This is a genomic window from Actinomadura sp. SCN-SB (assembly GCF_043906805.1).
GTDB lineage: Bacteria > Actinomycetota > Actinomycetes > Streptosporangiales > Streptosporangiaceae > Spirillospora.
The window spans coordinates 106,962-133,173 of record NZ_JBIMPP010000003.1; the positions used below are offsets into that span (position 1 = coordinate 106,962).

Annotated in this window: 26 protein-coding genes; 5 read left to right on the top strand and 21 right to left on the bottom strand. The window is 71.2% G+C overall.

Annotated elements, in window-relative coordinates; genetic code table 11:
• Positions 1-239 precede the first annotated feature (239 nt).
• From ACGWYJ_RS03025 to ACGWYJ_RS03040, 4 genes are all read right to left on the bottom strand, one after another.
• Positions 240-3,209, bottom strand: a complete 2,970-nt coding sequence (locus tag ACGWYJ_RS03025; protein WP_395103953.1) for a P-loop NTPase fold protein — start codon at positions 3,207-3,209, stop codon at positions 240-242.
• Between the two features lie 384 nt (positions 3,210-3,593).
• Positions 3,594-3,803 (bottom strand): transposase, encoded by a 210-nt coding sequence (locus tag ACGWYJ_RS03030; RefSeq protein ID WP_395103954.1) that lies wholly within the window; start codon positions 3,801-3,803, stop codon positions 3,594-3,596.
• 79 nt (positions 3,804-3,882) lie between these two features.
• The gene (locus ACGWYJ_RS03035; protein WP_395103956.1) at positions 3,883-5,124 is read right to left on the bottom strand and encodes an RNA polymerase sigma factor; all 1,242 of its coding nucleotides are present in this window, start codon (positions 5,122-5,124) and stop codon (positions 3,883-3,885) included.
• 8 nt (positions 5,125-5,132) lie between these two features.
• Entirely contained in the window at positions 5,133-5,471 is a 339-nt protein-coding gene (locus ACGWYJ_RS03040) for a YciI family protein (RefSeq protein ID WP_395103958.1), read from the bottom strand.
• Positions 5,472-5,746: 275 nt separating this feature from the next.
• Between ACGWYJ_RS03040 and ACGWYJ_RS03045 the strand changes: the two genes are divergently transcribed.
• Genes ACGWYJ_RS03045 through ACGWYJ_RS03055 form a run of 3 tightly spaced genes read left to right on the top strand, consistent with a single transcriptional unit; the run spans position 5,747 to position 7,628 of the window.
• Positions 5,747-6,097, top strand: coding sequence for a PadR family transcriptional regulator (locus tag ACGWYJ_RS03045; RefSeq protein WP_395103959.1), 351 nt, complete (start codon positions 5,747-5,749; stop codon positions 6,095-6,097).
• Positions 6,097-6,921: an ATP-binding cassette domain-containing protein gene (locus ACGWYJ_RS03050; protein WP_395103960.1), complete on the top strand. Its 825-nt coding sequence runs from the start codon at positions 6,097-6,099 to the stop codon at positions 6,919-6,921. The genes ACGWYJ_RS03045 and ACGWYJ_RS03050 overlap by 1 nt, the downstream gene beginning before the upstream one ends.
• Positions 6,918-7,628 (top strand): hypothetical protein, encoded by a 711-nt coding sequence (locus tag ACGWYJ_RS03055; protein WP_395103962.1) that lies wholly within the window; start codon positions 6,918-6,920, stop codon positions 7,626-7,628. Before ACGWYJ_RS03050 ends, ACGWYJ_RS03055 begins: the two co-directional genes overlap by 4 nt.
• A 23-nt stretch (positions 7,629-7,651) precedes the next feature.
• On the opposite strand, the gene ACGWYJ_RS03060 is transcribed toward ACGWYJ_RS03055, so the two are convergent.
• Entirely contained in the window at positions 7,652-8,122 is a 471-nt protein-coding gene (locus tag ACGWYJ_RS03060) for an RpiB/LacA/LacB family sugar-phosphate isomerase (protein WP_395103963.1), read from the bottom strand.
• A gap of 188 nt (positions 8,123-8,310) precedes the next feature.
• Here ACGWYJ_RS03060 and ACGWYJ_RS03065 point away from each other — a divergent pair, with 188 nt between their 5' ends.
• Positions 8,311-9,096: a FadR/GntR family transcriptional regulator gene (locus tag ACGWYJ_RS03065; RefSeq protein WP_395103964.1), complete on the top strand. Its 786-nt coding sequence runs from the start codon at positions 8,311-8,313 to the stop codon at positions 9,094-9,096.
• A gap of 21 nt (positions 9,097-9,117) precedes the next feature.
• Here ACGWYJ_RS03065 and ACGWYJ_RS03070 read toward each other — a convergent pair whose 3' ends face one another.
• From ACGWYJ_RS03070 to ACGWYJ_RS03130, 13 genes are all read right to left on the bottom strand, one after another.
• Positions 9,118-10,668, bottom strand: coding sequence for an ethanolamine ammonia-lyase reactivating factor EutA (locus tag ACGWYJ_RS03070; RefSeq protein ID WP_395103965.1), 1,551 nt, complete (start codon positions 10,666-10,668; stop codon positions 9,118-9,120).
• The gene (locus tag ACGWYJ_RS03075; RefSeq protein WP_395103966.1) at positions 10,665-11,783 is read right to left on the bottom strand and encodes a hypothetical protein; all 1,119 of its coding nucleotides are present in this window, start codon (positions 11,781-11,783) and stop codon (positions 10,665-10,667) included. Before ACGWYJ_RS03075 ends, ACGWYJ_RS03070 begins: the two co-directional genes overlap by 4 nt.
• A 55-nt stretch (positions 11,784-11,838) precedes the next feature.
• Positions 11,839-12,624, bottom strand: coding sequence for a phosphoglyceromutase (locus ACGWYJ_RS03080; RefSeq protein WP_395103967.1), 786 nt, complete (start codon positions 12,622-12,624; stop codon positions 11,839-11,841).
• Entirely contained in the window at positions 12,624-13,631 is a 1,008-nt protein-coding gene (locus ACGWYJ_RS03085; RefSeq protein WP_395103968.1) for an ABC transporter substrate-binding protein, read from the bottom strand. Before ACGWYJ_RS03085 ends, ACGWYJ_RS03080 begins: the two co-directional genes overlap by 1 nt.
• On the bottom strand, positions 13,628-14,650 hold the full coding sequence (locus ACGWYJ_RS03090; RefSeq protein ID WP_395103969.1) for an amidohydrolase family protein: 1,023 nt from the start codon (positions 14,648-14,650) through the stop codon (positions 13,628-13,630). The genes ACGWYJ_RS03085 and ACGWYJ_RS03090 overlap by 4 nt, the downstream gene beginning before the upstream one ends.
• 12 nt (positions 14,651-14,662) lie before the next feature.
• Positions 14,663-15,352, bottom strand: a complete 690-nt coding sequence (locus tag ACGWYJ_RS03095) for a 4-carboxy-4-hydroxy-2-oxoadipate aldolase/oxaloacetate decarboxylase (RefSeq protein ID WP_395103970.1) — start codon at positions 15,350-15,352, stop codon at positions 14,663-14,665.
• Positions 15,349-16,467, bottom strand: a complete 1,119-nt coding sequence (locus tag ACGWYJ_RS03100; protein WP_395103971.1) for a zinc-binding dehydrogenase — start codon at positions 16,465-16,467, stop codon at positions 15,349-15,351. Before ACGWYJ_RS03100 ends, ACGWYJ_RS03095 begins: the two co-directional genes overlap by 4 nt.
• A gap of 48 nt (positions 16,468-16,515) precedes the next feature.
• Positions 16,516-17,364: an alpha/beta fold hydrolase gene (locus ACGWYJ_RS03105; RefSeq protein ID WP_395103972.1), complete on the bottom strand. Its 849-nt coding sequence runs from the start codon at positions 17,362-17,364 to the stop codon at positions 16,516-16,518.
• Positions 17,365-17,403: 39 nt separating this feature from the next.
• Positions 17,404-18,249, bottom strand: a complete 846-nt coding sequence (locus ACGWYJ_RS03110; RefSeq protein ID WP_395103973.1) for a 3-methyl-2-oxobutanoate hydroxymethyltransferase — start codon at positions 18,247-18,249, stop codon at positions 17,404-17,406.
• Positions 18,250-18,277: 28 nt separating this feature from the next.
• A complete protein-coding gene (locus tag ACGWYJ_RS03115) occupies positions 18,278-18,781 on the bottom strand; it encodes a hypothetical protein (RefSeq protein WP_395103975.1) in 504 nt (167 codons plus the stop codon).
• Position 18,782: 1 nt separating this feature from the next.
• Positions 18,783-20,069: a Rieske 2Fe-2S domain-containing protein gene (locus ACGWYJ_RS03120; protein WP_395103976.1), complete on the bottom strand. Its 1,287-nt coding sequence runs from the start codon at positions 20,067-20,069 to the stop codon at positions 18,783-18,785.
• A gap of 64 nt (positions 20,070-20,133) precedes the next feature.
• Entirely contained in the window at positions 20,134-20,448 is a 315-nt protein-coding gene (locus tag ACGWYJ_RS03125; protein ID WP_395104079.1) for a 2Fe-2S iron-sulfur cluster-binding protein, read from the bottom strand.
• A gap of 80 nt (positions 20,449-20,528) precedes the next feature.
• Complete coding sequence (locus tag ACGWYJ_RS03130) at positions 20,529-21,824, bottom strand: NAD(P)/FAD-dependent oxidoreductase (protein WP_395103977.1); 1,296 nt, start codon at positions 21,822-21,824, stop codon at positions 20,529-20,531.
• 200 nt (positions 21,825-22,024) lie between these two features.
• On the opposite strand from ACGWYJ_RS03130, the gene ACGWYJ_RS03135 reads away from it, so the two are divergent.
• On the top strand, positions 22,025-22,957 hold the full coding sequence (locus tag ACGWYJ_RS03135; protein ID WP_395103978.1) for a hypothetical protein: 933 nt from the start codon (positions 22,025-22,027) through the stop codon (positions 22,955-22,957).
• 37 nt (positions 22,958-22,994) lie between these two features.
• Here the strand turns inward: ACGWYJ_RS03135 and ACGWYJ_RS03140 are convergent, their stop codons facing one another.
• The 3 genes from ACGWYJ_RS03140 to ACGWYJ_RS03150 all read right to left on the bottom strand — a co-directional run bounded on the left by ACGWYJ_RS03140 (position 22,995) and on the right by ACGWYJ_RS03150 (position 26,183).
• Positions 22,995-23,894, bottom strand: coding sequence for an AAA family ATPase (locus ACGWYJ_RS03140; protein WP_395103979.1), 900 nt, complete (start codon positions 23,892-23,894; stop codon positions 22,995-22,997).
• Positions 23,891-24,958, bottom strand: a complete 1,068-nt coding sequence (locus ACGWYJ_RS03145) for a cupin domain-containing protein (protein ID WP_395103980.1) — start codon at positions 24,956-24,958, stop codon at positions 23,891-23,893. Before ACGWYJ_RS03145 ends, ACGWYJ_RS03140 begins: the two co-directional genes overlap by 4 nt.
• A 67-nt stretch (positions 24,959-25,025) precedes the next feature.
• Entirely contained in the window at positions 25,026-26,183 is a 1,158-nt protein-coding gene (locus ACGWYJ_RS03150; RefSeq protein ID WP_395103981.1) for an MFS transporter, read from the bottom strand.
• Between the last annotated feature and the right edge of the window lie 29 nt (positions 26,184-26,212).

Consider the following 26,212-nt stretch of genomic DNA (forward strand, 5'->3'; position numbering starts at 1 on the left):
GTCGTCATCGGCGGGTCCATCCAAGCTTCATCCGATCCTCACTGTCGGTGCGTGCGGGCGACCTCGTTCTGAGACGGCGAACGCCGTCCGGTCAGGTGCCCGGCCGGAGGGGGCGTGGCCAGCGTAATGGTGACCACGGTGACCGAGAAACCGATGGGGCGGCCGTTGCGGGCGGCGAGGCCCAGGACGCCGACGATGGCCGAGGCGCCGACCCCGAGTAGCGGGTGTTCGGGGAGGGGTCACAAGAAGCGCTGGGCCTCTTCGGCGATCTCCTCGCCATGGGCGAGGAACTCTTGCAGTCGTGCGGCATCGTCCTCCGGAAGGAACGGTGCCTCGATGGAGATCGCGTCCGGGACCCCCATGCGCACCGCCTTCTCCAGCCGTGCCAGGAGCGTCGCGCCCTCGCTGTCGATCTCCGCGAGCGCCCGTACGTGCTGTGGCCAGCGCAGGTGCAGGGCGGCGAGTTTGGCCAGTTTCCCCGCGGATGGGACGAGAACGCCCCGCGCCGTCTGTTCGTAGTGCGCGACGAACGTCAGGAACCGGAACAGATTGACGTAGCGCTTCACCGCACGGGCGTTGGGCCGGTCCAGTAGCGGCAGCGACGTTCGCAACGCCTCGTATGCCACGTCCGCGCCGTACAGCTCGGCGAAGACCCGGTTGAACGCGCGCATCGTCACGGGTTCCAGGGTCTCCCCGGTGCTCCCCAGGACTTTCGACTGTGCCTGCCGGGCCGCCTCCTGGAGCGTCGGCAGCGCCGGTCTGCTCTCGCGTATCTCGGACGCCAGCCGGTCGACGAGGTGACCGTCCTCGATCGGCTCGGCGAGCGGGTCCTCCGGGGTCTCCTCAAGGGAACGGTTCTGCGCGCCGAGGAGGTCGCGCAGGTAGCCGGGCATCCGGTCGGCGGGTGTGGTCGGTAGCCAGACCGGGAGCTGGACGACCTTTTCGAGGAAACGCCAGCCGAGGCGTTCGTCGGCCGGCGGCCGACCCGCCGGGTCGGCGTAGGCGGACGCCAGGTGGGCGGCGACCACCTGAGGTTCCATCGCCACGACGAACACGCAATGCGGGAACTCTCCGGCCATGAACAGGTTGAGCGCCTCGACCACTTTCGTGACCTGCGTGGGTGTGCAGCGGTCGAGGTCGTCGACGAAGACCACCAAGGGCCGCTGCTCGGTGGCGACCAGGTCGAGCACCCGCGGCACGTCCGCCTGAACGAGGTGCAAGAAGCCCGTCCGCGCCGCGTATCCGGGGTCGCGCGGGGCCGCTGACAGGGGTTCGGTGAGGGTTGATTCGGGTTGTTTGAGCAGGCGCTCGAACGTGCCCCCGGCCGCGCTGCGCAGGAACAGCCACCAGCGGACGGCGGCGCCCACGGCCAGAGCCGCGGCACCGCCCGAGAAGACCGCGGCCGACGCGCGCCGCAGCACCTCGGCGACCTGCGGCCAGATCCAGCCCGCGGCGAGCAGGCCCGCCGCTACGGCGGCCACCAGTACGAAGATCAGCACCAGCGGGAGAACGCGCTGCTGGAGCACGCGGTACGCGCGCCGGCGCACCTCCTCGGTGTCCACCCGGCGCAGGTTGAGCTCCAGCCAGAACCGTTCGCGGTCGGCGATGCCGAGCCGGCTGGTGACCTGCTTGATGATCTCCTGGGCGAGCCCGGCCCAGAGCTGCTCTCCGCTCTGATACATCCAGGGGTTGAACCAGATGGTCGGGCGCCATCCGTCATCGGCGTCCGGGACGGCCGTAGGCCGGGGGTCCGAACCGCCGGAGCGGGCACGGCGGAGGACGTCCCGGTTGCTCAGCCGGGCGCCGCCCCCACGGAGCCTGATCTTCGATCGCTCGCCCTTGTCGTCGGCGGGGTCGAGGTCCTCGCGGACCATCCGCATCAGGGAGGTCTTGCCCGCGCCCCACGGACCGGCGATCCCGATCGTCAGCGGAGGGACCGTGGTCGGGGATCGGATGATCGCGGCGATGGACGCCGCGTAGGGCTGTTTGCCGAGACGGTCGACCAGCGTCCAGAAGTCCCGGCTCACGGTCGGATCCGGCCGTACCGTGGCGCGCTTCCCGGCCGCCAGGCGCAGACGGGCGAGGACGACCTGCTGGATGCCCGGTTCCTCGGTGACCATCCGCTGCTGGGCGAAGGCGTGGACGACGGGGTCCGTGATACCGAACCCGTTGCCCTGGACCCGGATGAGGCCGGAGAGCCGCAGTTCGGTGAGCGCGGCGACGGCACGGGCGGGCGCGGCGTCCAGCAGCAGACCGGCGGTCTCGGCGGTGAGCGGCTCATCCGGCCCGAGCATCGGCGCGCGTCTGAACAGGGCCTGGGCGTTCGGACCCAACCTCGCGTAGCGGGCGGGCAGATCCTCGTTGTCCTGGTATCCGGCGGCCAGCGTTTCGGCCACTCCTGAAGAGGACATCTCCAGAAGCCGGCGACGCAGGTCGCGCGCGGTCGGCCGGATGGCCGGCTCTTTCTGGGTCGCCTCCCGGAGAAGTGTGCGCAGGTCGCCTGGTACGCCTTCCAGATCCGGCTCCGTATGCATGATCTGGTAGAACAACGCGGTGACATTGTCGCCGGAGAAGGACACGCGGCCCCGCGCGGCGAAGGCGACGGTGAGCCCCCACGCGTAGACGTCCGAAGCCGGGGTCGCCGGCTCGCCGTTGAGCAGTTCAGGCGCGAGATACACCGGTGTGCCGATCGGCCCCTTGGCCATCGTCGAGCGTTCGAGGTCGGCATAGCTGGAGAGCCCGAAGTCGACCACGCGCGGGCCGTCCGCGCCGAGAAGCACGTTCGAGGGCTTGAAGTCGCGGTGGACGATCCCCGCCTCGTGGATCCCGATCAGTGCCGTCGCGGTGCCGATCGCCAGGTTCACCAGTTCGTCGCCGCGCAACGGGCCGTCGGCGCGGACGCGATGGTCCAGGGACGGCCCGTCGATGAACTCGGTGACGACGAAGGGCTGCTCTCCGGTGACATCGGCGTCCAGGACCCGGGCCGTGCAGTACGGGGGGACCGAACGGCACGCCTGGATTTCCCTCGCCAGCCGCCGCCGGTTCTCCATGTCCGGATAGGGCTCGTCGAGGACCTTGATCGCGACCCTGTGCCCGGCGGGATCCTCCCCTAGATAGACCGTCCCCTGCCCGCCGCTACCGACACGCCCGGTCACCTTGTAACGGCCGAGCTCCGCTGGATCACCGAAAACGAGTTCGTGAACGGTCATGGTCCGGGCCACCCGATGGGACCGCGTGGAGGGTCATCAAGCTCCCTTTAACGTAAGCGCAACACGTACATTCGGTAACTCGTCGATAATCTCACGGGCGGTGCGGCCCTTAGCCCGTTCCTGCTCTACTGGCTCGATGCGGTCGAGCCCGCCGCTGGTCTGTCCTTCATGTCGGCGACGCCCTCGGCCGGGATAACACGCATGGGATTGACGACCGCGGGGCCTGGGCGTTCGCAACCGGCGGCTTGACTCTGCTAAGAATCCAGACTTCGTCCATGCGAGACACGGTGTTCTCAACCGCGATGACGCTCCTGGTGCCGCAGCATTAAAGAGGCCCGGCAGGCGCATGGGACGGCCGCTGGCCGGACGCCGCTGCGGTGGCGTTCAGGTGGAATGGCGGCGAGCGGCGGTGGGAAGGACCTCCACCAGGTCCGCCATGGTCAGCCCGGCCGCTGCGAGTACCACTTCCAGCTCCGCGATGGTGGCGTAGTAGCCGCGGAGGACGCCGTGCTGGCGGGCGCGCAGGATCGGCCGCCCGTCAAGCCGGATCAGCTCCACGTCCCAACCCCTGGGACCGACCCACCGTCTTCCCACACCAGTTAAGGCTATGACCTGGGAAAACGTGGTTCGTCCAAGGTGTGGGAGCCGATGGCGCGGGCGCGGGACGCGTGGGCTACTTCCAGGCGAGGCGTTGGTGTAGCAGGTTTTGCTGCGCGGGGTTGGTGGTGAGGGCCAGGGCGCGCTGGTCGGCGGCGCGGGCGGTGTCGGGCTGGTCGAGGGCGCGGAGCAGTTCGGCGCGGGTGGCGTGGAAGAGGGGGTAGCGCTCCAGCACCTTGCGGTCGGCCGGTGGAAGGTCGTCCAGGTCGGCCAGGGCGTTGCGGGGGCCGCCGCGTTCACCGGGGTGGTGACGCAGGGCGATGGCGCGATGCAGCCGGTGCACCGGGGACGGGGCCAGGGCCAGCAGCATGTCGTAGAGGACGACGATCTGGGGCCAGTCGGTGTCGGTCCAGGTGGGGGCTTCGGCGTGGCAGGCGACGATGGCGGCCTGGAGTTGGTAGGGGCCGGGACGGCGGTGGGCGGCGGCGCGTTCGAGGAGACGGGTCGCCTCGGCGATGGCCGCGTGGTCCCAGCGGGCGCGGTCCTGGTCGGGCAGCGGGACCAGGTTGCCGGCCGGGTCGAAGCGAGCGGGAGTGCGCGCCTGGTGCAGGCGGATGAGGGCGAGGAGGCCGAGCGCCTCGGGCTGCTTGGGCATCAGCCAGGCCAGTTGGGAGGCGAGCCATTCGGCGTCGCCGGCGAGGCCGGGGGCGTGCGAGCGGTCGCCGGTGCTGGTCAGGTAGCCCTCGTTGAACAGCAGGTAGATGACCGCGAGGACCTGGCCGAGCCGGTCGGGCAGGTCGGCGCCGGCCGGGACGCGGTACGGGATGCCCGCGTCGGTGATCTTGCGTTTGGCGCGGGTGATGCGCTGGCTCACGGTGGCCTCGGGCACCAGGAACGCCGCGGCGATCTGGGCGGTGGTCAGCCCGCACACGGTCCGCAGGGTCAGCGCGATCTGCGCGGTGCGCGGCAGCGCCGGATGGCAGCAGGTGAAGATGAGTTTCAGCCAGTCGTCGGGTTCGGCCGGTACCGGGCCGGTGAGCTGGGCGAGCTTGTCGCGGTAGGTGGCCTGGCGGCGGAGCAGGTCGATACCGCGGCGGCGGGCGGTCGTCAGCAGCCAGGCGTCGGGATGCTCGGGGATCCCGTCGACGGGCCAGCGGCGCAGGGCGGTCTCGACGGCGTCTTGGACGAGGTCCTCCGCGGCGGCGAAGTCGCCCAGCACCCGGACCAGGCACGCCGTCAGCCGGCCCGCGTGCTCGCGCACCACGCGGGCCAGCTCGGCGTCCACCCGCTCCCGCGGGCGATCGTGCGGCGGGGTCATCGGCTCGGTCAGGTGATCGGGCGGATCTCGACGATCGGGCAGGCCGGCCAGGACCGGGCGATCGCGATCGCCTCGTCCAGGTCGGCGACCTCGATCTCGGCGTAGCCGGATACGACCTCCTTGCCCTCCACGAACGGCCCGTCGGTGACGATGGCGTCCCCGCCGGTCAGCCGTACCGTGGTGGCGGTCTCGGCGGGCCGCAGGTGGGCGTGGTGGGTGATCCGGGCGGCGTGGTCGGCGAACCAGCGGCCGACGGCCTCGAACGCCTCCTGCCGTTGCGCCTCGCTCATCGCCTCCAGTTCGCGCCGGAACTCCTCGGTCTCGACGAACATCAGCACGTACTTCATGCTGCCTTCCTTTCCTGAATGATCGGGCGGTGGCCGGTCGAGGCACGGGACAGTGGCGCCAAGGCTCCTGTACGCCGGTGACGTCGATCGTGCCCTTCTCCTCAAAGACGAATGGGACGAGCCCCGATCCGACATCGCGTCGCACCCACTTCGTGAAGTCGGCGGCTGCGTCGACGGGCGGCCTGTTCGCTGGACCGGCCTCCGCCTCGTAGCGTGCGGCGTTCTAGTGAGAACGGGTTGATACCGAGCGTCGGTAGTCAGTTAGACTACTTAGCATGCCACGGAACATTTCGCAGCAGTGGCTCCATGGATTCCTGGACCTGTGCCTGCTGTGCCTGCTCGCCGATCGTCGGGACTACGGGAGGGGGCTGGTGGAGCGGCTCGCCGAGGTGGGCTTCGACGAGGTTCCCGGAGGAACCCTGTATCCAGCTCTCCTGCGGCTGGAGAAGCAAGGGCTTGTGCGGACGGAGAAGGAGGTCTCGCCATCGGGCCCTCCGCGGAAATACTACGAACTCACCGACCTCGGCCGGGCCACGATGCACGAGCGGCGCGGTGCCTGGATACAGTTCCGCGCTGCGATGAGCGCCGTGGTCGAGGCCCCGGCTGCGCGGTCAGGGAGAGAGTGATGGCCGACGACTGGGGGATGCTGCTTTTCCGGCACCTGATAGACGCCGGGATCGAGGAGGCCGAGGCCGGCGAGCTGACCGATGACGCACTGGCCGAGGCGGCGGCCGCCGGGGTCGAGCCCGGTTCGATGTACGGCCCGGCACTGACCTATGCGGGCGCTCTGGCCCGGACTGTGCGGCAGGCCACGAGGCATGCGGCGCCACCGCCGCGTCGGCGGGACGCGATCGTTCTCCGTCTGCGGAACGTGACCAAGCGCTATCGGCGACGCCAGGTCTTGCGTGAAGTGAATCTGGATCTGCGCGCGGGAGAGGTCGCCGCGGTCATCGGAGCCAACGGCTCGGGCAAATCAACGCTGCTCAACATATGCGCGGGGCTGACTCGCGCCTCGTCCGGGACGGTGCAGCGTACCGAACGGATCGGGTACGCGCCGCAGCACGAGGGGGTCGCGCCCCTGCTGACCCCGGCGGAGCACTTCAGGCTCTTCGGCGCCGCCTGCCGGATGAACCGCAAGGAGGCCGTCTCCGTCGGTTCCCATCTGGCCGCCCAGCTCGGGTGGCGTCCTCGGAGGAATGTGGTCGCCTCTCATCTCTCGGGTGGGACCCGGCAGAAACTCAACGTGGTTCTCAGCGAGTTGAACGGTCCTGACCTCATCTTGCTCGACGAGCCCTATCAAGGCTTCGACCAGGACTCCTACGTCGATTTCTGGGATCAGGTCTTCCGGTGGCGCAACGGAGGCGCCGGCGTGCTGGTCGTCAGCCATATGCTCCACGACCTCGACCGCGTCGACCATGTTCTGGAACTACAGCCGGTGGGCGAATCATGATGCTTCTGACCGTTGCCTCCATCAGCCTGCAGGAGATGATCCGCCGCCGTGTGGCTCTGCTGTTCGTCTTCCTTCTGCCGCTGGTGTTCTACGTGGTGCGCATCGACGTGCACTGGCAGGCGATCCGCTTCCTGTCCGTCGGTGTGGGCTGGGCGGTCGCGACGCTGGCCCTGTTCAGCCATGTCGGGGCGCGCCGCCTCGACCGGCGCCTCACCGTGATCGGAGCGTCGCCGACCGCCTTGTTCTTCGGCAGGCAGGCGGCGCTCGCGGCCGTCGGGGTGTTCGTCGCCGGGGTCTACTTCGGGCTCGTCGCCGTGACGCAGGAGGATCTGCCGCACCTCGCCGGAGTGGCCTTGCTGCTGGTGACGACCGTGCTGATCGGCGCGCCGCTGGGCGCCCTCGTCAGCCTCGTCATCTCCCGGGAGCTCGAAGGCGCCCTCGCGCTGCTCTCCATCATGGCCCTGCAACTCCTGGTCGACCCCGCGGGCGCGGCGGCCAGGCTGCTGCCGCTGTGGTCGACCCGAGAACTGACCGCGTACGCGATTCAGGGGCACGGTTCCGGCAGCCTGAGCAGCGGCACGATCCATTTCGCGCTGATGATGGCGGCGTGCGTGCTCATCGGCTGGGGCGCCGGCGTTCTGCGGCTCAGGGCCGTCCGTGTCAGCCCGGTGCCCGTGCAGGAATCGCCCCATGCCGCCTTGAAATGACGCGACGCCGGCCTGTGGCCGGGTCAGGGGAGGGGTTCGCCTCGTTCGAGGGCGGTGATCTGGGCGAGGCGGTGTTGGTGGCGGCCGCCCTTGAACGGGGTGGTCAGCCAGAGGTCGAGGAGTCGCGCGGCCGTTTCGTGGTCGAGCACCTTGGCGCCCATCACGATCACGTTGGCGTCGTTGTTGCCGCGGGAGATCTCCGTGGTGAACCGGTCATGGCACAGCCCGGCCCGGATGCCGGGGATCTTGTTGCAGGCGATCACCTCGCCCATGCCGCTGCCGCCCAGCACGATCCCGCGGTCGGCGCGGCCGTCGGTGACCCGCGCGCAGACGTCCGCGCAGAGCGGCGGGTAGTCGACCACCTCCCCGTCGCCGTCGTGCGCCCCGCGGTCGTCGACCTCGTGGCCCTGGGCGGTGAGCAGGGGTATCAGGTGGGCCTTCAACGCGAGCCCGTTGTGATCTGCGGCGATGGCGATCCGCATGGTCTGCCCCATATTGGAACGATAGCAAACCATCAGACCAATGTGACCGGTGTCGCAGGCGGTTCTGCGCTGGTCCATGGCCTGGCCCCATTACGATTCTTGTAGAGGGGCCCGGTCGCGCTTCGGTTGAAGTACCGTCGCATTGGTCAGACCATTATGGGACGTCCGGGCACCGGACCCGAATCGTGGAGGATGCCGGTATGGCACCAGGACCGCCGGAGTCGTCTGGCGGCAAGAGCACCGAGGACCTGTTCAGCCCGGTCAGCGTCGGCCGCATCTCCGAGGTCATCGTCGAGCAGATGCGGTTGCTGATCAGGGAGGGCAAGCTCGTCCCCGGCGACCGGCTGCCCAGCGAGCGCAGCCTGTGCGAGCGGTTCGGGGTGAGCCGTGTCACCGTCCGCGAGGCGCTGCGCGTCCTGGAGGCCAGCGGGCTGGTGGAGATCCGCGTCGGCGCCCGCGGCGGCGCCTTCGTCACCAGTCCGTCCAGCGAGCGGGTGGGGGAGGGGCTCGCCGAGCTCCTGGCCCTGGCGCCGATGACCGGGAGCGACGTCACCGAGGCCCGCATGGTCTTCGAGCTGGGCATCCTGCCGCTGGTGGTGGAGCGCGCCACCGAGGAGGACATCGCGGATCTCCGGGCGCTCGTCGAGCAGGGCATGGACGCGCTGGAGGACGGCTCGTACACCATGGACATGTCCGCGGCGTTCCACGTGCGGGTCGCCTCGTCCACCCACAACCCGGCCATCGAGATGCTGGTGCAGAGCTTCCACGGCCCCTTGCTGATGTCGCTTCAGCAGGCGCAGGTCGCCGCTCCCCTGATGGGCGCGCGCGGCGCGCACGAGCACTACGAGCTGGTCGCGGCGATCGAGCAGCGCGACCTCGAACGGGCCCGTGCCATCATGACCCGCCACCTGCGGCGGACCGCCGACCGGCTCGCGGAGGCGAGCGCGGAGGGATCGGACGCGGCCCCGCCGGAGGGCTCCGCCTGAAGCCGGCTCACGCGCCGAGGCTCACGCGCCGAAGACCAGCGACTTGATCGTGACCGGTACCGTGCCGGACGGGTGCCGGACGCGGCCGATGTCGATGTAGTCGAAGTCCCGCAGGCTGAGGCCGTCGATGACCAGGAGGTCGGTGCCGACGGCCAGTTCCTCGCGGAGCAGCCGGCCGAGCGTCATGGCGACATCCCCGTCGAGCATGACGTAGACCGGCCTGCCCTGCGCGATCCGGTCCGCCAGGCCGTCCCGGATGCCGGTCGCGAAGGGCAGGAGCCGGTCGTAGCTCGGCGGCCCGTCCCATGACATGGCCAGGACGACGTCCGCGCCGGACAGGTCGGCGTCCAGGGCGACGAGGCGGCGGCGGATCGCGTCCGCCACCGCCGCCGGGTCGACCGTCTCGCCGGGCCGGTGGTCCGGCCGCACGACCTGGAGGTTGCGCCGTGGCAGGAGCGCGCCGGGGTCGGTGACGCAGCCGGTGTTCCCGCTGAGCTGAACGCTGTACTCGGACGCGCCGAGCGCGGTGGCGCGGATGCACTCGCCCGGCGGCAGCAGCGGGAAGGGCAGGGCCCCGGAGTCGACCCGCCGGCGCAGCGCCCGCCCGAGCCCCCGGCCGAGATCGCCGAACCCCCGGTCCTCCCTGCCGTAGACGTACTCGGCGACGCCGCCGGAGAACATGACGCCCTCGATCGGCCCCGTCTCCTCCAGCGGCTCGGTGAGGTACAGCTCGGCCACGTCGTCGGGGAGCGGGCGGGCGGTGAGGGCCGCGACGAGCGCGTCCGCCATCGTCTCGGTCACCGACTCCAGGTCCTCGGGACGGGCGAGGTCACCGGGCTCCCACGCGTACCCGGCACGGGCCGCGTGCCGGCGCCCGGCCGGGTCGAGACGGACGACGCGGTCCCGCTCGTCCACGACCAGCAGCCGCCCGCCGACGGCCAGCGCGGAGGTCGTCACGGGCCTGCCGTGCTCCAGCACCGCCAGCTTGGTCGTCCCGCCGCCGATGTCGATGTTCAGGACGCGCCGCCCGGTGTCGTGGGAGACCCGCGCCGACCCCGAGCCGTAGGCGGCGAGCATGGCCTCCATGTTGTGGCCCGCGGTCGCGGTGACCAGCTCGCCCCCGCGCTCGGCGAGGACGGTCGCGATGGCCTCGGCGTTGCGGCGGCGCAGCGCCTCCCCGGTGAGGATCACCACCCCGGTGTCGATGTCGGCCGGGCGTATGTTCGCGGCGCCGTACGCCCTGTCGATGATCGCCCCCAGCTCCTCCGCGTCGATGCGCTCGGCGCTCGCGTACGGGGTGAGCGCGACCGGCGAGCGGTAGAGCGTCTCCCGGCGGACGACGATGTAGCGGGTGGTCAGGCTCTCGCCGATCCGCCGCAGCCGCAGGCGTGAGAACAGCACCTGCGTGCCCGACGATCCGATGTCGATGCCGACGCTGTGCAGCGTGACGTTGTCCTGCTGCCAGATCGGGTTGTCCTCGAGCGGGTCCAGCGCGTCGTCGTCGTGCTCGTGATCGTGGTCCGGGACGTACGTCGAGTGGACGGCAGCATCGTGCGAAGGGGGCGGGGTCACGGCTTGGGCGGCAGCGTTTCGAGCTCGGCGGTGTACGCCTCGTCCATCCGCGGTTCGAGCCCGTGCTCGGCGAGCGCCTTGCGGAAGGTGTCCCGCACGAACGGCGACTCGTCCGCGTAGTCGATCTGGTCGCCGCCGATGCGCCTGCTGATCCATGCCTTGGGCACGCCCTGGGCGTTGCGGATCGCGACCCCCTCGTGCTTGAACGCCAGGTAGCGGGCGGGCTCGGGGCCGGTGTTGAAGTGCTGGTGGAACCACATGTTCGGCGGGACGATCAGCGTCCCGGGGCCCCATTCGTAGCGCCGCGGTTCCTCGCCCTCGGGCCACATCAGGCTGTAGCCCGTGCCCGTCAGGATGATGACGTGAGCTCCGGGGCCGTGCCGGTGGCCCTTCTTGTAGGTGGCCACGGGGAATTGGGAGATGTGGCTGTTCATCGATCCCTTGGCCATCGAGAAGCGGATGTGCCCGCCGCCCGCGCCGCGTTCCTTCGCCTCCACCAGCGGCAGGTTGGCCGCGTCCGCGACGAAGTTGGTGTCCAGCAGCAGCCCCTTCTGCTCGCCCTTGGGGGAGAAGTAGTCGGGCTCCCCATCGAACCGGCCAGGGAAGTCCCGGGCCGTGCCGAACACGAAGTCGACGTCGTCGTAGAGGTTGAGGACGGGCGGCAGGTTGGTCGAGGCGACGAACCGGGCGGCCTTCAGGCCCGAGCCGTTGAAGTGCTGGTGGTGGGTGTTGAGCGGGATGGCGAACAGCGAGCCGGCCTGCCATTCGAAGGAGACCTCGGCGCCGGCGTCGTTCCAGACGCGGGTGGAGCCCTGGCCTTCCAGGATCAGGATCATCTCCTCGAACAGCTGCCGCTGGGGCGCCAGGCTCCCTCCCGCCGGGATCTCGCAGACGTAGCAGTCGTTGGAGGTACGGGTGGCCTCGTGGTTGATGAACACGCCGCGCCCGCCGCGCCGCTCCCATGGCTTGAGCTCGACCGTGCGCAGGTCGGGGACGTAGTGGGCGGCGATGATGTCCAGCCCCTCCGCCGCCACCCAGCGGGTGTAGGGGGAGTCCTTCTCGGTTCTGAACTTCGCCGCCAGTTCGTCCTGGACGAGCGCGTTACCGTCGGCCATACCCTCCCCTTTGATCAGACTATTGGTAGGACCATAATGCCCTTCTGTGGCGCTGTCAACGGTCGGCGGCCCCGCCCGGCCACCGTCCGCGGCCCTGGTCGGCCACCGCCCGCGCGCCCTCGGCGGCGGCCTTCGGGTCGAGGTAGCGCCCGCCGCGCCGCACCGGCCGCAGGTCCGCGCCCAGGTCGTAGCGCAGCGGGATGCCCGTCGGGATGTTCAGCCCCATGACCTCGTCGGGGCGCAGGCGGTCGAGGTGCGCGACCAGGGCCCGCAGGGAGTTGCTGTGCGCCACGACGAGCACCGTGCGCCCGGCGCGCAGATCGGGCACGATCGCGTCGTACCAGTAGGGCAGGAGCCTGGCCATGACGTCCGCCAGCGACTCGGCACGCGGCAGGAGGCCACGGGCCAGCCCCGCGTAGCGCGGGTCGCCCGCGACCTCCCACTCGTCGTCCGGTGAGATCGGCGGTGGCCGCCCGTCGTACGAACGGCGCCAGCGCCGGAACCGGTCCTCCCCGTACTCGCGCAGGATCGCCGCCTTCTCCTTGCCCTGGAGCGCGCCGTAGTGCCGCTCGTTGAGCCGCCAGTGCCGGGAGACCGGGATCCAGACCCGCCCCGCCGCCTCCAGAGCGATGCTCGCGGTGCGCACCGCGCGCGTGAGCAGCGAGGTGTGGACCACGTCCGGCGGCAGCTCCGCCTCACGGAGCAGCAGGCCGGCGCGGCGTGCCTCGTCCTCCCCGTACGGCGTGAGATCGACGTCGACCCACCCGGTGAACAGGTTCTTGGAGTTCCATTCGCTCTCGCCGTGGCGGAGGAGGAGCAGCGGTCCCGGGTCCGAGGCCATCAGATCACCGCCGACTCCAGCGACTCGGGAGCGAAGAGCTCCTCGGGCGTCCAGAGCCGTTGGGACAGTCCCTGCTCGTGGTGGTAGCGCAGGAAGGTGGACAGCGTCTCGCGGTCGCGCTCCAGCCCGTACGACCAGAAGTCGGCGCCCAGCAGCTCCCGCGCCTCCTCCAACTGCGGAATCAGCCACGGAAGCATGAACCGCAGCGCGGAGGTGTCGTAGACGCGCGCGTACGCCTCGTCCTTCGCCGCCAGCAGCGCCTTGTAGAGCGACTGGGCGACCCACGGATGGCGCTCGTAGACGTCCCGCCGGATCACCACCACATGCATGATCGGGAAGATGCCCGTCGCCGCGTAGTACTCCTTCTCGGCGGCGACGACGTCGGGGAACACCCGCCGCACGCGCGGATCGCCCGCGACGAACGGCCCCGGGACACGCGGCGTGCACAGGGCGTCGATCTCGCCCTCGGCCAGCATGGACGCGAGCGTCCTGTCCTCGGGGATGGCGCTGATCCGCACCGAGTCCGGTAGCCGGACGCCGGCCTTCTCGATCCGGCCGGGCGTCTCCTGCCCGCCCGTGCGGTACTCGACGGAGTCGAACGGCACGCCGTGCCGGTCGCCGAGGATGCCGCGCATCCACACGCAGGCCGTGAGCTGGTACTCGGGGGTGCCGACCACCTTGCCACGAAGGTCCTCCGGGGCGGCGATGCCCGCGTCGGCGTGGCAGTAGAGCGACCCGTGCCGGAACATGCGGGACGGGAACACCGGCAGCGCCACGAAGGGCGACCCGTCCGGGCCTCCCCTGTCCAGCGAGAGCACATAGGACGACAGCGACAGCTCCGCCACCTCGAACTCCTGGTGCCGCATCATGCGGAAGAAGGTCTCCTCCACCGGCAGCCGCAGGTAGGTGAGCTCGATGCCGTCGGGACGGATCGTCCCCTCGCTCAGCGCCCGGGTCCGGTCGTAGTCACCGCACGCGAAAGTGAGACGCAGCGGGGCCACGGTCACCTGCCTTCCTCGGTCAGCCGCGCGTTCAGGCGGGGGTAGACGCGCCGGGCGTTGCCCTCGAAGATCCTGTGGCGGTCCTCGCCGGAGAGGCCGGCCGCGTCGAGGTAGCGCTTGGTGTCGTCCCAGCCGCTGCCCGTCTCGGGGTTCTCGCCGCGTACCGCGCCCAGCATCTCGGACGCGAACAGCAGGCCGTCGGCCCCCACCACCCGGCACAGCAGGTCGATGCCGGGCTGGTGGTAGACGCAGGTGTCGAAGAAGACATTGGTCCCCACCAGCGTCGCCGGGTCCGGCCGGCCCATCCGGACGGCGAGGCCCCGGTAGCGCCCCCAGTGGTAGGGCACCGCCCCGCCGCCGTGCGGGATGACGAGGCGCAGGGTGGGGAAGCGGTCGAACAGATCGTCCTGGACAAGCTGCATGAACGCCGAGGTGTCGGCGTTGAGGTAGTGCGCGCCGAGGGTGTGGAAGGCGGGGTTGCAGGACGTCGAGACGTGGATCATCGCGGGGACGTCCAGCTCCACCATCGCCTCGTACAGCGGGAACCAGTACGGATCGGTGAGGGGCGGCGACGTCCAGTGGCCGCCGGACGGGTCGGGGTTGAGGTTGCACCCGACGAAGCCGAGCTCCTCCACGCACCGGCGCAGCTCGGCCACCGAGTCGGCCAGGGACCCGCCGGGGGTCTGGGGGAGCTGGCAGACCCCCGCGAAGTGCCGCGGGAACAGCTCGGTCACCCGGTGGACGAGGTCGTTGTTCACGCGCGCCCACACCCGCGCCGTGTCCGGGTCGGGCACGTGGTGCTCCATCGCCGAGGCCCGCGGCGAGAAGATCATCAGATCGCCGCCGCGCTCGCGCAGGACCTTCAGCTGGTTGTTCTCCACGCTCTCGCGGATCGCGTCGTCGGCGATGGCAGGCGGCTCGGGGGCGGGGCGGGAGGCGTCCTCCAGGCGCGCGAGCTGCGCCTCACGGAAGGCCCTGTGCTCGACCGGGCTGGTGGTGTAGTGGCCGTGGCAATCAATGATCATCTGTGCTCGTCTTCACTCGTCCGGTGTTCGGTCGACGTAGGTGAGCCCCTTGCCCTCCAGGCGCTCACGCATGGCATTGACGTCGAGGCCGAGTTCACCACGGGCGTAGCGTTCGCGCAGCGCCGCCTCCTTCCTTTCCCGCGTCCGGGCGGCCTCGGCGACCTCCGCGGCCCGGAGGCGCGGCACGACCACGACTCCGTCGTCGTCGGCGACGACCACGTCTCCGGGCTCGATGTGCTGCCCCGCGCACACCAGGCCGAGGTTGACGTCGCCGAGGGTCTCCTTCACCGTTCCGAACGCGCAGACGTACCGCGACCACACCGGGAACCCCATCCGCTGGAGCTCGGCGACGTCGCGGCAGCCCGCGTCGATGACCGCGCCCCGCACGCCGCGCGCGGCGACCGATGTGGCCAGCAGCTCGCCGAAGTAGCCGGCCTCCGAGGGGGACGTGGGCGCGACCACCAGGACATCGCCCTCCTGGCACAGCTCCACCGCGACATGGATCATCCAGTTGTCGCCCGGCGGCACGCTCACCGTCACCGCGGTGCCCGCGATGTGCGCGCCCGGGTAGACGGGACGCAGGGCGGGGGAGAGCAGCCCGGTACGTCCCTGCGCCTCATGGACGGTGGCCACGCCGTACCGGCCGAGCTCGTCGACCGCCTCCCTGCCGGCGCGCGGCGGGTTGCGCACGACGACGCTCATGCCGTGTCCGACCAGGGCAGAAGCGACACGTGGATCACGTCGTCGGCCCCCTCGCCGCCCACCGTCCGGATGGCCAGGTCGGCGTCGCGCAGCCCGAAGGCGTGCGTGCTCAGCTTCTCCAGGGGGAACCGGCCGGACGCGAGCTGTTCGAGGGCGAGCTCGCAGGAGCGGTAGCTGTGCCCGCGGGCGCTCTTGACGCTGATCGACTTCTCCGTGACCTTCTTCAGCGGGAAGTCGGGGAAGGCGGCCAGCTCGCCCTGCACGACGATCGTCCCCTCGCGCCGCTTGAGCGCGTCGATGCCGAGCAGGATCGGGGCGGTCCCGGCGCCGGAGGTGCAGTCCAGCACGACATCGACGCCGCGCCCGCCGGTGATCTCCAGAACACGCCGCAGGGGGTCCTCGCGGGTGATGTCGATGACGTGGTCGGCGCCCAGCTCCCTGGCCAGCGCGAGCCGCGCCGCGTCCCGCGCGGTCCCGGTGACGATCACGAGGGAGGCGCCCGCCTGCTTGCACGCGACGACCTGGGAGAGCCCCTGCTGTCCGGGGCCCTGGACGAGAACGGTCGAGGCGTACCCGACCCCGGCGGTGAACAGCGCCCACTCGATGCCGTTCGACAGCGGCGTCACCAGCCCCGCCAGCTCCGCCGACACCCCGTCCGGGACGCGGTGCGTCACCGAGTTCCAGGGCAGGTACAGGTATTGCGAGAAGCCGCCCCACAGGTTGTAGGGGTTGTTCGCGGAGGTGTAGCCGTAGCGCAGCGCGTCGGCGTTGGTGCGCCAGTCGGTCGCCTCGCAGTGCCGGTACTCGCCCGCGTGGCACCACTCGCAGCGGTAGCAGCCGACGTAGTGCTCGACGAAGACGCGGTCCCCCTCGACCAGGCCCTTGCGCTCGGTGAACGCCCGTCCCGCCTTGGCGATGACGCCGACGTTCTCATGGCCCATGATCACCGGATCGGTGAACGGGGGCCGGGCGTACATCTTGACGTCCGTCCCGCAGATCCCGGCCACCTCGACCCTGAGCAGCGCGCCGTCGTCGGGGATGTCCGGCATCGGGAACTCGCGCAGCTCGGTCGTGCCCGGCCCGGTCCTGACCGCGGCCAGCACCTGCTCCGCCATGCCTTCTCCTTCCTCTGTGTGGGCTCGTCCGGTCTGGGCCGGCCCGGCCTAGGCCCGGTCCAGGAAGCGCAGCACCTGGGCGGGGGCGGTCGATTCGGTCTGCTCGGCCACCGGGACGTCCCAGTACTCCGCTCGGGGAAGGCATTCCTGGAGGTAGCGAGCGGCCGAGGGCGCGTGCGAGTCGTCCTCTCCCGGGACGATGAGGGCGGGGACGTCCAGCCGCAGCAGGTCCTCGGGTTCCGCTCCGGGTACGGTGTCGCGGTCGTACAGCAGCCGCGCGATGCCCTTGACCAGGATGCGGTAGCGGCCCGGGTCCTGCCGGGCGTACTCGTCGGCGAACGCGGCGTCGTTGCGCAGCGCGGGAGCCCAGGGGCCGACCCGGGGATCCTTGGAGAACCCCTGGTCGGAGTTCTTGACCAGGGCCAGCACTCCCTCCAGGCCGTGCTCGTCCACGTAGGCCAGATGCCGGTCGAACCGGTCGTGCTGCTTCATGCGGTACTTCACGCCGCCCGCGGGCGAGAACAGCACCATGCTCAGGGTCCGCTCGGGACGGGCGACCGCGAACGCGGCGACCGTGGAGCAGCCCGCGCAGCCGCCCATCAGATGCGCCCGTTCGATACCGAGATGATCGAGCAGCCCGGCCCCCTGCGCCGCGTAGCGGTCCCAGCCGAGCCGCTCCAGCCGCCCGCCGGACTCGCCCGCCTCCCGCCGGTCGAAGACGATGCAGGTGTACCGCTCGCTGAGGTGGTCGAGCAGCCGCAGGCGCCGGTAGATCCCCAGCGTCCGCCAGTTCTCCCGATGGGCGTCGAACCCGCCGGGGGAGAACATCAGCAGCGGGGGCCCGGAGCCGATCACCTCGTACCTGGTCGGTATCCCGTCGGCATGGGCGATGGGCATGAACGTGCTCTCCTTGGCAGTCGGTCGGCTTGCGGGTGGTCAGCTTCCGGGCGGGACGGGGACGCCGCCCGCGATCTGGCGGGCGGCCCGCACGTCCTCGGCGTACGAGCTCAGCGCGTCCAGCGTGATCCGCGCGACGTTGGCGTAGGTGTCGGGAGGATCGTCGATGGCGGACGCGGCGTAGCCGATGGCGGCGTGCGCCATCCGCATCCGGCCGTCCAGCCACGGGCCGCCGCCGAAGCCGCCGACGACGGGGATGGACACGGCCTTCGCCACCGCCGCCCCCACCACCGGCCCGGAATTGGTGAAGTTGAGCAGCGCGGCGCCCGCCTCCTCCAGCCGCTCGGCCTCGGCGATCAGCGCGTCCTTCATCTCCACCGGCACCTGGTCCGCCCTGGACGGGACGGAGCTGTACTCGACCCCGTACCGCAGGGCCGTCTGCGGTGTGATCCCGAACTGCGCGAACACCGGGATCCCCGCCCGGGTGATCGCCCTGACGGAGTCGAGGAAGTCCGGGGCCGCGTCGAGCTTGACCATGTCGACCCCGGCCTCCTTGACGAACCGGATGGCCGCCCGCACGGCGCTGTCCGTGCCCTCCTGCAGGGGACCGAAGGGGAAGTCCGCGCTGAGCAGCGCCCGGCTCACCCCGCGCCGCACCGCGCGCGTCACCAGGATCATCTGGTCCATGGTGACCTCGAACGGGTTCGGGTCGCCCCACAGGTTCACGCCGACGGTGTCGCCGACCGAGACCAGGTCCACGCCGGCCCGGTCGGCGATCCGGGCGATCTGGTAGTCCCAGGCCACCACGCCGACGATCTTCCGGCCGCCGTCCTTCATCTCCTGGAGCGCGCGGAGCGTCACCTTTCCCGCGGTTCCGCCCGGCATCGCGGGCCTCCTCTCTCAGACCCGAATCTCAGACCCGCAGCGCGGTGAGCAGTTCGTACACGTCGCTCTCGTCCGCGGACAGCAGCAGCACCCGGGCGTGCGGGCGGAGCGCGGCGACGGCGTCGTCGGCCTCGAAGCCCTCGCCGAGCACGATGCCCGCGGTCATGATGGCGCGGGCGCCGCACTCGCGGCCGATCGCCGCCGCGTGGGCCCTCCCGGTGTCGTCGGTCGCGAGGACCACCACCACGTCGGTGTCGGTCAGCAGGTCCACCAACGCCGCGGGCGCGCCGTCGAGCTCGCGCAGCGCGACCGCTCCCGCGCCGTTGACCGGCCCGTGGTCCTCGCAGGTGAAGAACCTGGCCTTGGCCCAGGGGCCGGCGGCGACACGGCGGGCGACGGACGCCGCCCGCTGGTCCAAGGCGATGATCCGCGCGTTCCTGGCGGGGGCGATGTCGCCGTCGATGCGGTAGCGCGCCTCGTCGGCGGAGGCCGCCCACGCCGACTCGCTGGAGTAGGCCGACAGCGACGCCATCTCAGACCGACGCCTGGGGGGTGCCGGGCGTCGCCTTGACCGCGTCGCGGCAGGCGTCCAGGAACGACTCGGCCTGCGGCAGCACGACCGCCGCCGAGCGCACCCGGTGGTGCGCCGGGTCCACGCCGGGTGGCGTCACGCCTTCGTCCCGCAGCGCGATCGCGGCCTTGCGCAGCTTCTGCCGGGCCTTGATGATCCCGCTGTCGGCCGGCACGAGCCGCTCCTTGGTCCGATCCACGATCGGGCCCATGCTCTCCTGGACCGAGGCGTCCTGCAGGGCGATGCCGGCCACGCCGGAGTAGGTCTCGCCGCGCTTCTGCGCCTCGCGGTCGATCAGGTAGTCGTTGTCCATGTTGGCGACGGGACGGTAGGTCCCGGGGATGTTCTTGCTGTGCACGCCGTGCCCGTCGATCATCGCCTGCCGCTCGGCGTCGGTCAGCGCGCGGACGGGGTGGTAGTCGAAGGAGTAGGTCCAGCAGTTCTCGTCGTCGATCGGCACCCAGAAGTGGCCGTGCACCGGGTGGTCGCCGCGGGGCGGCACCATCGTGAACGCCGGCATCACCCAGGGCGTGATGCGCCAGTAGTACTTGCCGTCCTCGGCGTTGCGGCGGGCCCCGACGAACAGGCCGCCCTCGCTGTCGGCGACCTCGAAGAACGGCTTGGTGTCGTTCAGGTTGTACTCGTTGCCCTTGGCGCCCTTGAACAGGGGATCGTTCTTCAGGCCGCCGGAGTGCAGGAACGTGACGTGGCTGGAGTCGATGCCGCCCTCGAACGCCTGCAGCCAGTTGCACTGCTGCCACCGCTTGGAGGTGTAGGTCTGCTCCGGGGGGACGTGCAGGAACTCGAACTCCGGCAGGTCCGGCCGCCGGGCCGGGTCGCCCATGTGGGTCCACAGCACGTCGCCGACCTTGACCAGGGGGTAGGAGGTCAGCTTCACGTTCTCGCAGAAGCTGCTGTTGTCGGCCTCGGACGGCACCTCCACGCACTGGCCGGTGACGTCGTACTTCCAGCCGTGGTAGGGGCAGCGAAGGCCCGACTCCTCGTTGCGGCCGAACCACAGGGACGCGCCGCGATGGGCGCAGAACTCGTCGATCAGGCCGTACCGCCCCTCGCTGTCGCGGAAGGCGACCATCCGCTCCGACAGGAGCTTCACCCGCACCGGCGGGCAGTCGTTCTCTGGGAGCTCCTCGGCGAGCAGTGCCGGAATCCAGTACTGCCGGAACAGCTCGCCCATCGGCGTCCCGGGGCCGGTCTGGGTCAAGAGGTCGTTGATGTCCCGCCTCAGCACCGCCTTGTTCCCTTCTTCGTGGCTGCTCGGGTCGTGGCCGGCCGGAGGGTCGTGGCCGGCCGGATCATGGCTGGTCGGCTGGGATCTCCACCGTCAGGCCGTCGAGATCCTCGGTGATGCGGATCTGACAGGAGAGCCGGCTGGTGGGGCGCCGGTCCGAGACGCCCATGTCGAGCAGGTCCTCCTCCATGTCGCCTGGGCCGCCCACGAGCGGGGCGAACCGTTCGGCGACCCATACGTGGCAGGTCGCGCACGAGCGGTTCCCGCCGCACTCGGCGACGATCCCCGGGATGCCGTTCTTGACGGCGGTGGCCATGACCGTGTCGCCGACCGTCGCGTCGACGGTGTGCGCGCGGCCGGTGCTGTCGATGTAGGTCACCTTGGACAAGTCGCCGATGTCCTCTCGCGGTGGCGCTACGGCCGTATGACGTTCCTCGGTTCGGACGTTTGGTATGTCCATTAGACCAGACCTCTCTCCGTGGCACAAGGTGAGGTCTCGATGACCGACTTCAGCGGCGCCTCGGGGTCGGCGGCGCGGCCGGGAGGGATGGTCGCGCCCTCACCGAGGGCCTTGCGCACGGCCATGTAGTCGGCGGGCCGGTTGACGGCGTCCACGGCCAGCAGGCGGTTCCGGCGGTAGTACAGGACGGAGAACCGTTCGCTGTCCGGCTCGCCCCGCACCACGTGCTCGTCGTAGCCGGTCGACAGGCCGGCGATCTGCAGCCTGAGGTCACCCTGGTAGGACCAGAACCAGGGCACCGGCGTGGTCCCCTCCACCCGGCCCAGCAGGGTCGCCGCCGCCACCTGCGCCTGGGCCACGGCGTTCTGGACCGACTCCAGCCGCACCCGCCCTTGCCCGGTCACCGGGTGCGGCTGCGCGGTGCAGTCGCCTGCGGCGACGACCGAGGGCTCGCTGGTGCGGGCCCGCGCGTCCACGACGATGCCCCCGTCGCACGCCAGCCCCAGCTGTTCGGCGAGCTCGGTGCGCGGGACGACGCCGACCGCGATCAGGACGAGGTCGGCGGGCAGCTCCGTCCCGTCGGCCAGCGCGACCGCGGTCACCGTGCCCTTGTCGCCGAGGAACGCCGACACCTGCGACGACAGCCGCACGTCGATGCCGCGGCGCCGGTGCGCCCGCAGGTAGAACTCCGAGACCACGGGCCCGACGGCCCGTGCCATCAGCCGGTCCGCGGCCTCGATCACCGTGACCGACCCGCCGAGACGGCGGGCCGCCGCGGCCACCTCCAGGCCGATGAACCCGCCGCCGATGACGACGGTCCGCGCGGCGGAGCGGAGCCGGGCCTGAAGGGTCACCGCGTCGTCGCGGTCGCGCAGGAAGCAGATCCCGTCGAGGTCGGCGCCGGGGACGGGCAGCCGCCGGACGCTCGCGCCCACGGTCAGCGCCAGCCGGTCGAAGGGCAGCTCGCGTCCTGCGGCGGTCTCCGCGACCCCCGAGCCCGGCGGGCCGGTGGGCGACAGCGTCAGCCGGCTCACCCGCTCCCCGCACACCAGGTCGATCCCGGAGTCGGCGTAGAACGCGGGCGTGCGGAGGGGGAGCGAGTCGAGTCCGGCCTCTCCGGCGAGGAACTCCTTGGACAAGGGCGGCCGCTGATAGGGCGGGTGCGGCTCCTCCCCGATGAGGACGATCGGCGCGGTGTCCCCGAGCCGCCGCAGCGACACGGCCAGCTGAAGCCCGGCCTGGCTGCCGCCCACGATCAGAGTGCCGCCGCTGCCCTTCTTCGTGGCGCCTGACATGCAGTACCTCGCTCGACTGGAATAAATGTAGGACCATTATGCCTTAATCTGGGAGGAGTGGGGCCCGATGATCCGATCCGGTCGCCGGTGGCGGCCTCGCGGGGGCGCTGATCTCGGCTTATGGTCATATGTTTTGAATGTGTTACCTTTCTCTCATGTCTCGTGGTGATCGTGGTGAGAACCTCCCGACCCTCAGGGCGGTGACCCGGACCCAGGGCGCCAACGCCGCGCTCAAGGACGGCTCCGTGCGGCCGGAGGGATTCGTCTTCGACTTCGAAGAGGTCCCCGTCCTGGTGAAGGCGTTCCGCCGGATGGTGCGGAACCTGGAGTTCGACGTCAGCGAGATGGCGTTCACCACCTACCTGTGCGCCAAAGCGCACGGCGTGCGGTTCTCGGCGCTGCCGGTGTTCCTGGTCCGCGGCTTCCACCACGGCGCGATCGTGCACAACACGACGCTGGGCATCCGGCACCCGAAGGACCTCGAAGGTCGGCGGGTGGGGGTGAACCGCGGGTACACGGTGACCACCGGGGTGTGGGCGCGCGGCATCCTCGCCGACGAGTACGGCGTCGACCTGGACGCGATCACCTGGGTGCTGTCCGGTGACGAGCACGTCGCCGACTACCGGCCGCCGGCCAACGTCGTACCGCTGGAGCCGGGACGCACCCTGGAGGAACAGGTCGCCACCGGTGAGCTCGCCGCCGCGATCGGGGTGAGCGTCGACCACCCGGACGTGGCGCCACTGATCCCCGACCCCGACGCCGCCGCCTTCGCGGCGTTCCAGGACTCCGGCCTGTACCCGATCAACCATCTCGTCGTGGTCAGGGACGAGCTGCTCGAAGCCCGGCCCGAGCTCGCCGGGCAGGTGTTCGACGCGTTCGAGCGGGCCAAGGACCGGTACGTGGACCGGCTGCGAGCCGGCGCGCTCGACCGGCCGGGGCCGGACGACCGGCGCCTCCTGAGGGTGCTGGAGGCGACCGGCGCGGATCCGCTGCCGTACGGCGTCGAACCGAACCGGGCGATGATCGACAAGCTGATCGGGCACGCGGTCCGCCAGCACATCCTCGACGAGCCGATGCCGCTGGAGACCGTGTTCCCGTACCCGGTGGGCCGAGGCCGGCCGGCCGGCGCGTAAGGCGCCGACCGCCGGAGGCGGCCCCCCGCCGGCTCCTTCAGGAGCCGGCGAGCGGGCCATCGGCCGCGGCGCCGACCGCGGCCGACAGATCGTCGGGGGTGAGCCGCTCGGGGTCCTCGGCGAGGTCCGGGCGCCGCGCCAGGGCCGACAGGATCGCCTTGCGCACCCGGCGCCCGTCGAATCCGGCGCACTGGGCGGCGAGCTTGCGATGCAGCTCGGTGTCGTCGGCCAGCGGACGCAGCCCGGGCCACTGGACGGCGAGCTCGGTCAGCGATCCGCGGACGATCCCGGCGATCACCTCTTCGTCGGGCAGCGCCGTCTCCAGCACCAGGTCGGCACGGGACAGGAACGCCTCGTCCAGTGCGGGCATGAAGTTGGTGGTGGCCAGCATCAACAGGTTGGGCGACGAAGCGCGCAGCTCGTCGAGGCCGGACAGCACGGCGTCGGTCGCACGGTGCACATCGACGGGGTTGGTCTCGAACGCCGCCGCGCTGCGGCGTACCGCGAGGGACTCGATCTCGTCGATCAGCACGATCGTGTGCGGCCGCCGCTGGGCCAGCTCGGGCAGGGTCTCGGTGAACAGCTCCCGCACGGCCCGCTGGCTCTCCCCGAGCATCTCGCTGGGGAACGCGTGCGGGTCGACCTCGACGAACGTCGTCGCGCCACGCTTGGCCAGGGCCAGCGCCACCACCTGGGCGAGCCCCTGGCACAGCGTGGTCTTCCCGGTGCCCGGCGGCCCGGCGAGCACCACCAGGCCGTGCGGCGCGCCGGACAGCTGTCGCAGCCGCAGGCCGTGGCGCAACACCAGGATCGCTTGGCCCAGCAGCCGTTCCTTCAGCGCCGGAGCGGTGATGATCGAGTCCCACGGCCCGTCATGGTGGTCGGCCGGCAGCGCGTGGACACCCGTGATCCCCGGGGGCAGGCGCACCGCGCTCATGGCCAGGTCGGCCGGACGACCTCCGGCCAGTCGACCGTCGTCGGGTCGCCGGCCTGGGCGTCGCGGATGTGGTCCGGCGGCTCCTCGAACAGCACCAGCGGGTCGGTGAGCACCCGCATCGTCTCCAGCAGGCTGTCGAACATGTGGATCCGGACCACCTTGGCCGTATGGTCGGGGTCGTCGTTCAGGTGCTGGTGCCACAGGAAGTGGTCGACGATGATCAGGTCGCCCTTCTTCCACGGATGCTTCTCGCCGCCCTCGGGCTCGGTGCCGAGGTAGCTGTGCCCGTTGCCCTCGACGACGTACAGCCACGCCTCGCCCGGGTGGCGGTGCATGGACTGCGCACGGCCCGGGGCGATCTCGAACATCGCCATCGTGATCCCCGACGCCTGGTAGCCGATCGCCCGGTCGAGCAGGAACGTCGTGCGCGTGCCCCGCGGTGTGGGCAGCAGTTCGAGGTCGTCCCAGCTGGTGTGCAGCCGGCCGGTCCGGCGGGCGTCCTGCTCGCGGGCCAGCCGGCGGACCCGGCGGGCGTACGGGTCGTCGCCGGTCATCGTCTCGGTGTACGGCGGGCGCCCGGGCAGGTCGGCGACGTCGGCGTCGCCGGCGTCCTCCAGCACCGACATGCCCATCGTGTCCAGCATCGGCTCGCTGGAGAAGGTCAGGTACCGCGCGGTGGTCTCGCCCTCGTTGCCGGAGCGGTGCCAGGACCAGGCCGGCAGGTGCAGCGAGTCACCCGGGCCCCACTCGATCCGCTCGCCGTCGATCTCGGTCCAGCCCCAGCCGCCGACGACGAACACCATCGCGTCCCAGCTGTGCCGGTGGACGGTGGTCGTGGTGCCCGGATCGAACTCGTGCACCATGGCGTCCATCGTCCGGGTCGGCCGGTCGCCGTCGACGCCGACGTACACCCCGATCCGGTGGCCGCGCTCGCTGGGGTGGAGCGTGACGTCGTCGGCCGTGACGACCGTACGCCGATTCGCCCGCCAGCTCTCCAGGAACTCCGCGCGCCGCTTCTTCTGCACGTGGTAGTGGGTCACCTTGGTCGTTGTCCGGCTGGCCACCAGCACCTCCTAAAGGAATGACCATTAGGCCAATAATGTCAGGTCGACGCCCGCCCCACAAGCGCCATCACCGCCCGCCCAGGTGGCGGCGCAGCCGCGGCGTGTAGCCGGCCGGCGTGGCCGCCAGGACCCCGGTCAGCATCAGGGCCGGCACGAGCGGCACGACGGCGAGCAGTCCCGCCACGCCGAGCGGGACCAGGAACAGCGAGGCCGCGCGGAACGTTCCGGCCGCCGCGATCGCCTCGCCCCGTTCTTCCGGATGGACGGCGTCGGACGCCACCGCCGGCCCGACGGTCTGCAGCACGCCCGCGCCGATCCCGGAGGCGGCGAGCGCCGCGCCCGCGGCGAGGGCGGTCGCCGCGAGGGGCGCGAACGCCGCGATGCTCAGACCGGTGGCCAGCACCCCGAGCCCGAACGACCGGGACAGCCACCGCTCGGGCACCCTCCCGGCCAGCCCGGTGCCGGCGAGGGACGCCGCGTTGGCCACCGACACCAGCCCGCCGACCATCGAGGGACCCTGCCCGGCATGGGTGAGCACCACCGGGATGTAGGAACTCAGCAGTCCGCGCCAGGCGCCCGCCGTGACGCCGGCCCAGCAGCCGGCGTCGACACCGGGACGGGTCCAGATCAGGCCCGGCCGGCGGTCCTCCAGTTGCTCGAACACCGGAAGCCTGGTCAGCCGGGCGGCGGGCCACATGACCACCGTGGCGATCAGCGCCGCGCACAGCAGGGCGCGGCCGGGCGACGCCTCGGTGAGGAACCCGGCCAGCACCGGCCCGCCGAGCAGCCCCGCCGTCGAGGAGAGGTTGAGCGCGGTGAGGCCGCGGACCGACGACTTCGACATCCGCACCGCGTGGGTCTGGCTACCGGTCCAGAAGAACGCGCGGGCGATGCCCTGCAGCAACTGCGCGAGGCCGAAACAGATCGGCAGTGCCGACACGGCGGCCAGCCCACTGGAGACGGCCAGCAGCGCGGCCGCGAGGACGATGAAGTCCCGGTCCGGGAGCAGGCGCATCGCCGGGCCCATCACCAGGCGCGTGCACAGTTGCGCCACCGCGGACAGCGCCGTGTAGACACCGATCTCGGTCCCGCTGTACCCGGCTTGCAGGGCGAGCAGCGGCATCGCCACCGAGGCCATCCCCAGTGACAGGGAGAAACCCGACGTGCACAGCCAGGTGGGCAACGAGTCCCGGGGCAGTCGCCGGTCGTCAGGCCCCGGGGTCACCGCCCCGCCATGCGGTCAGCCATCATCGC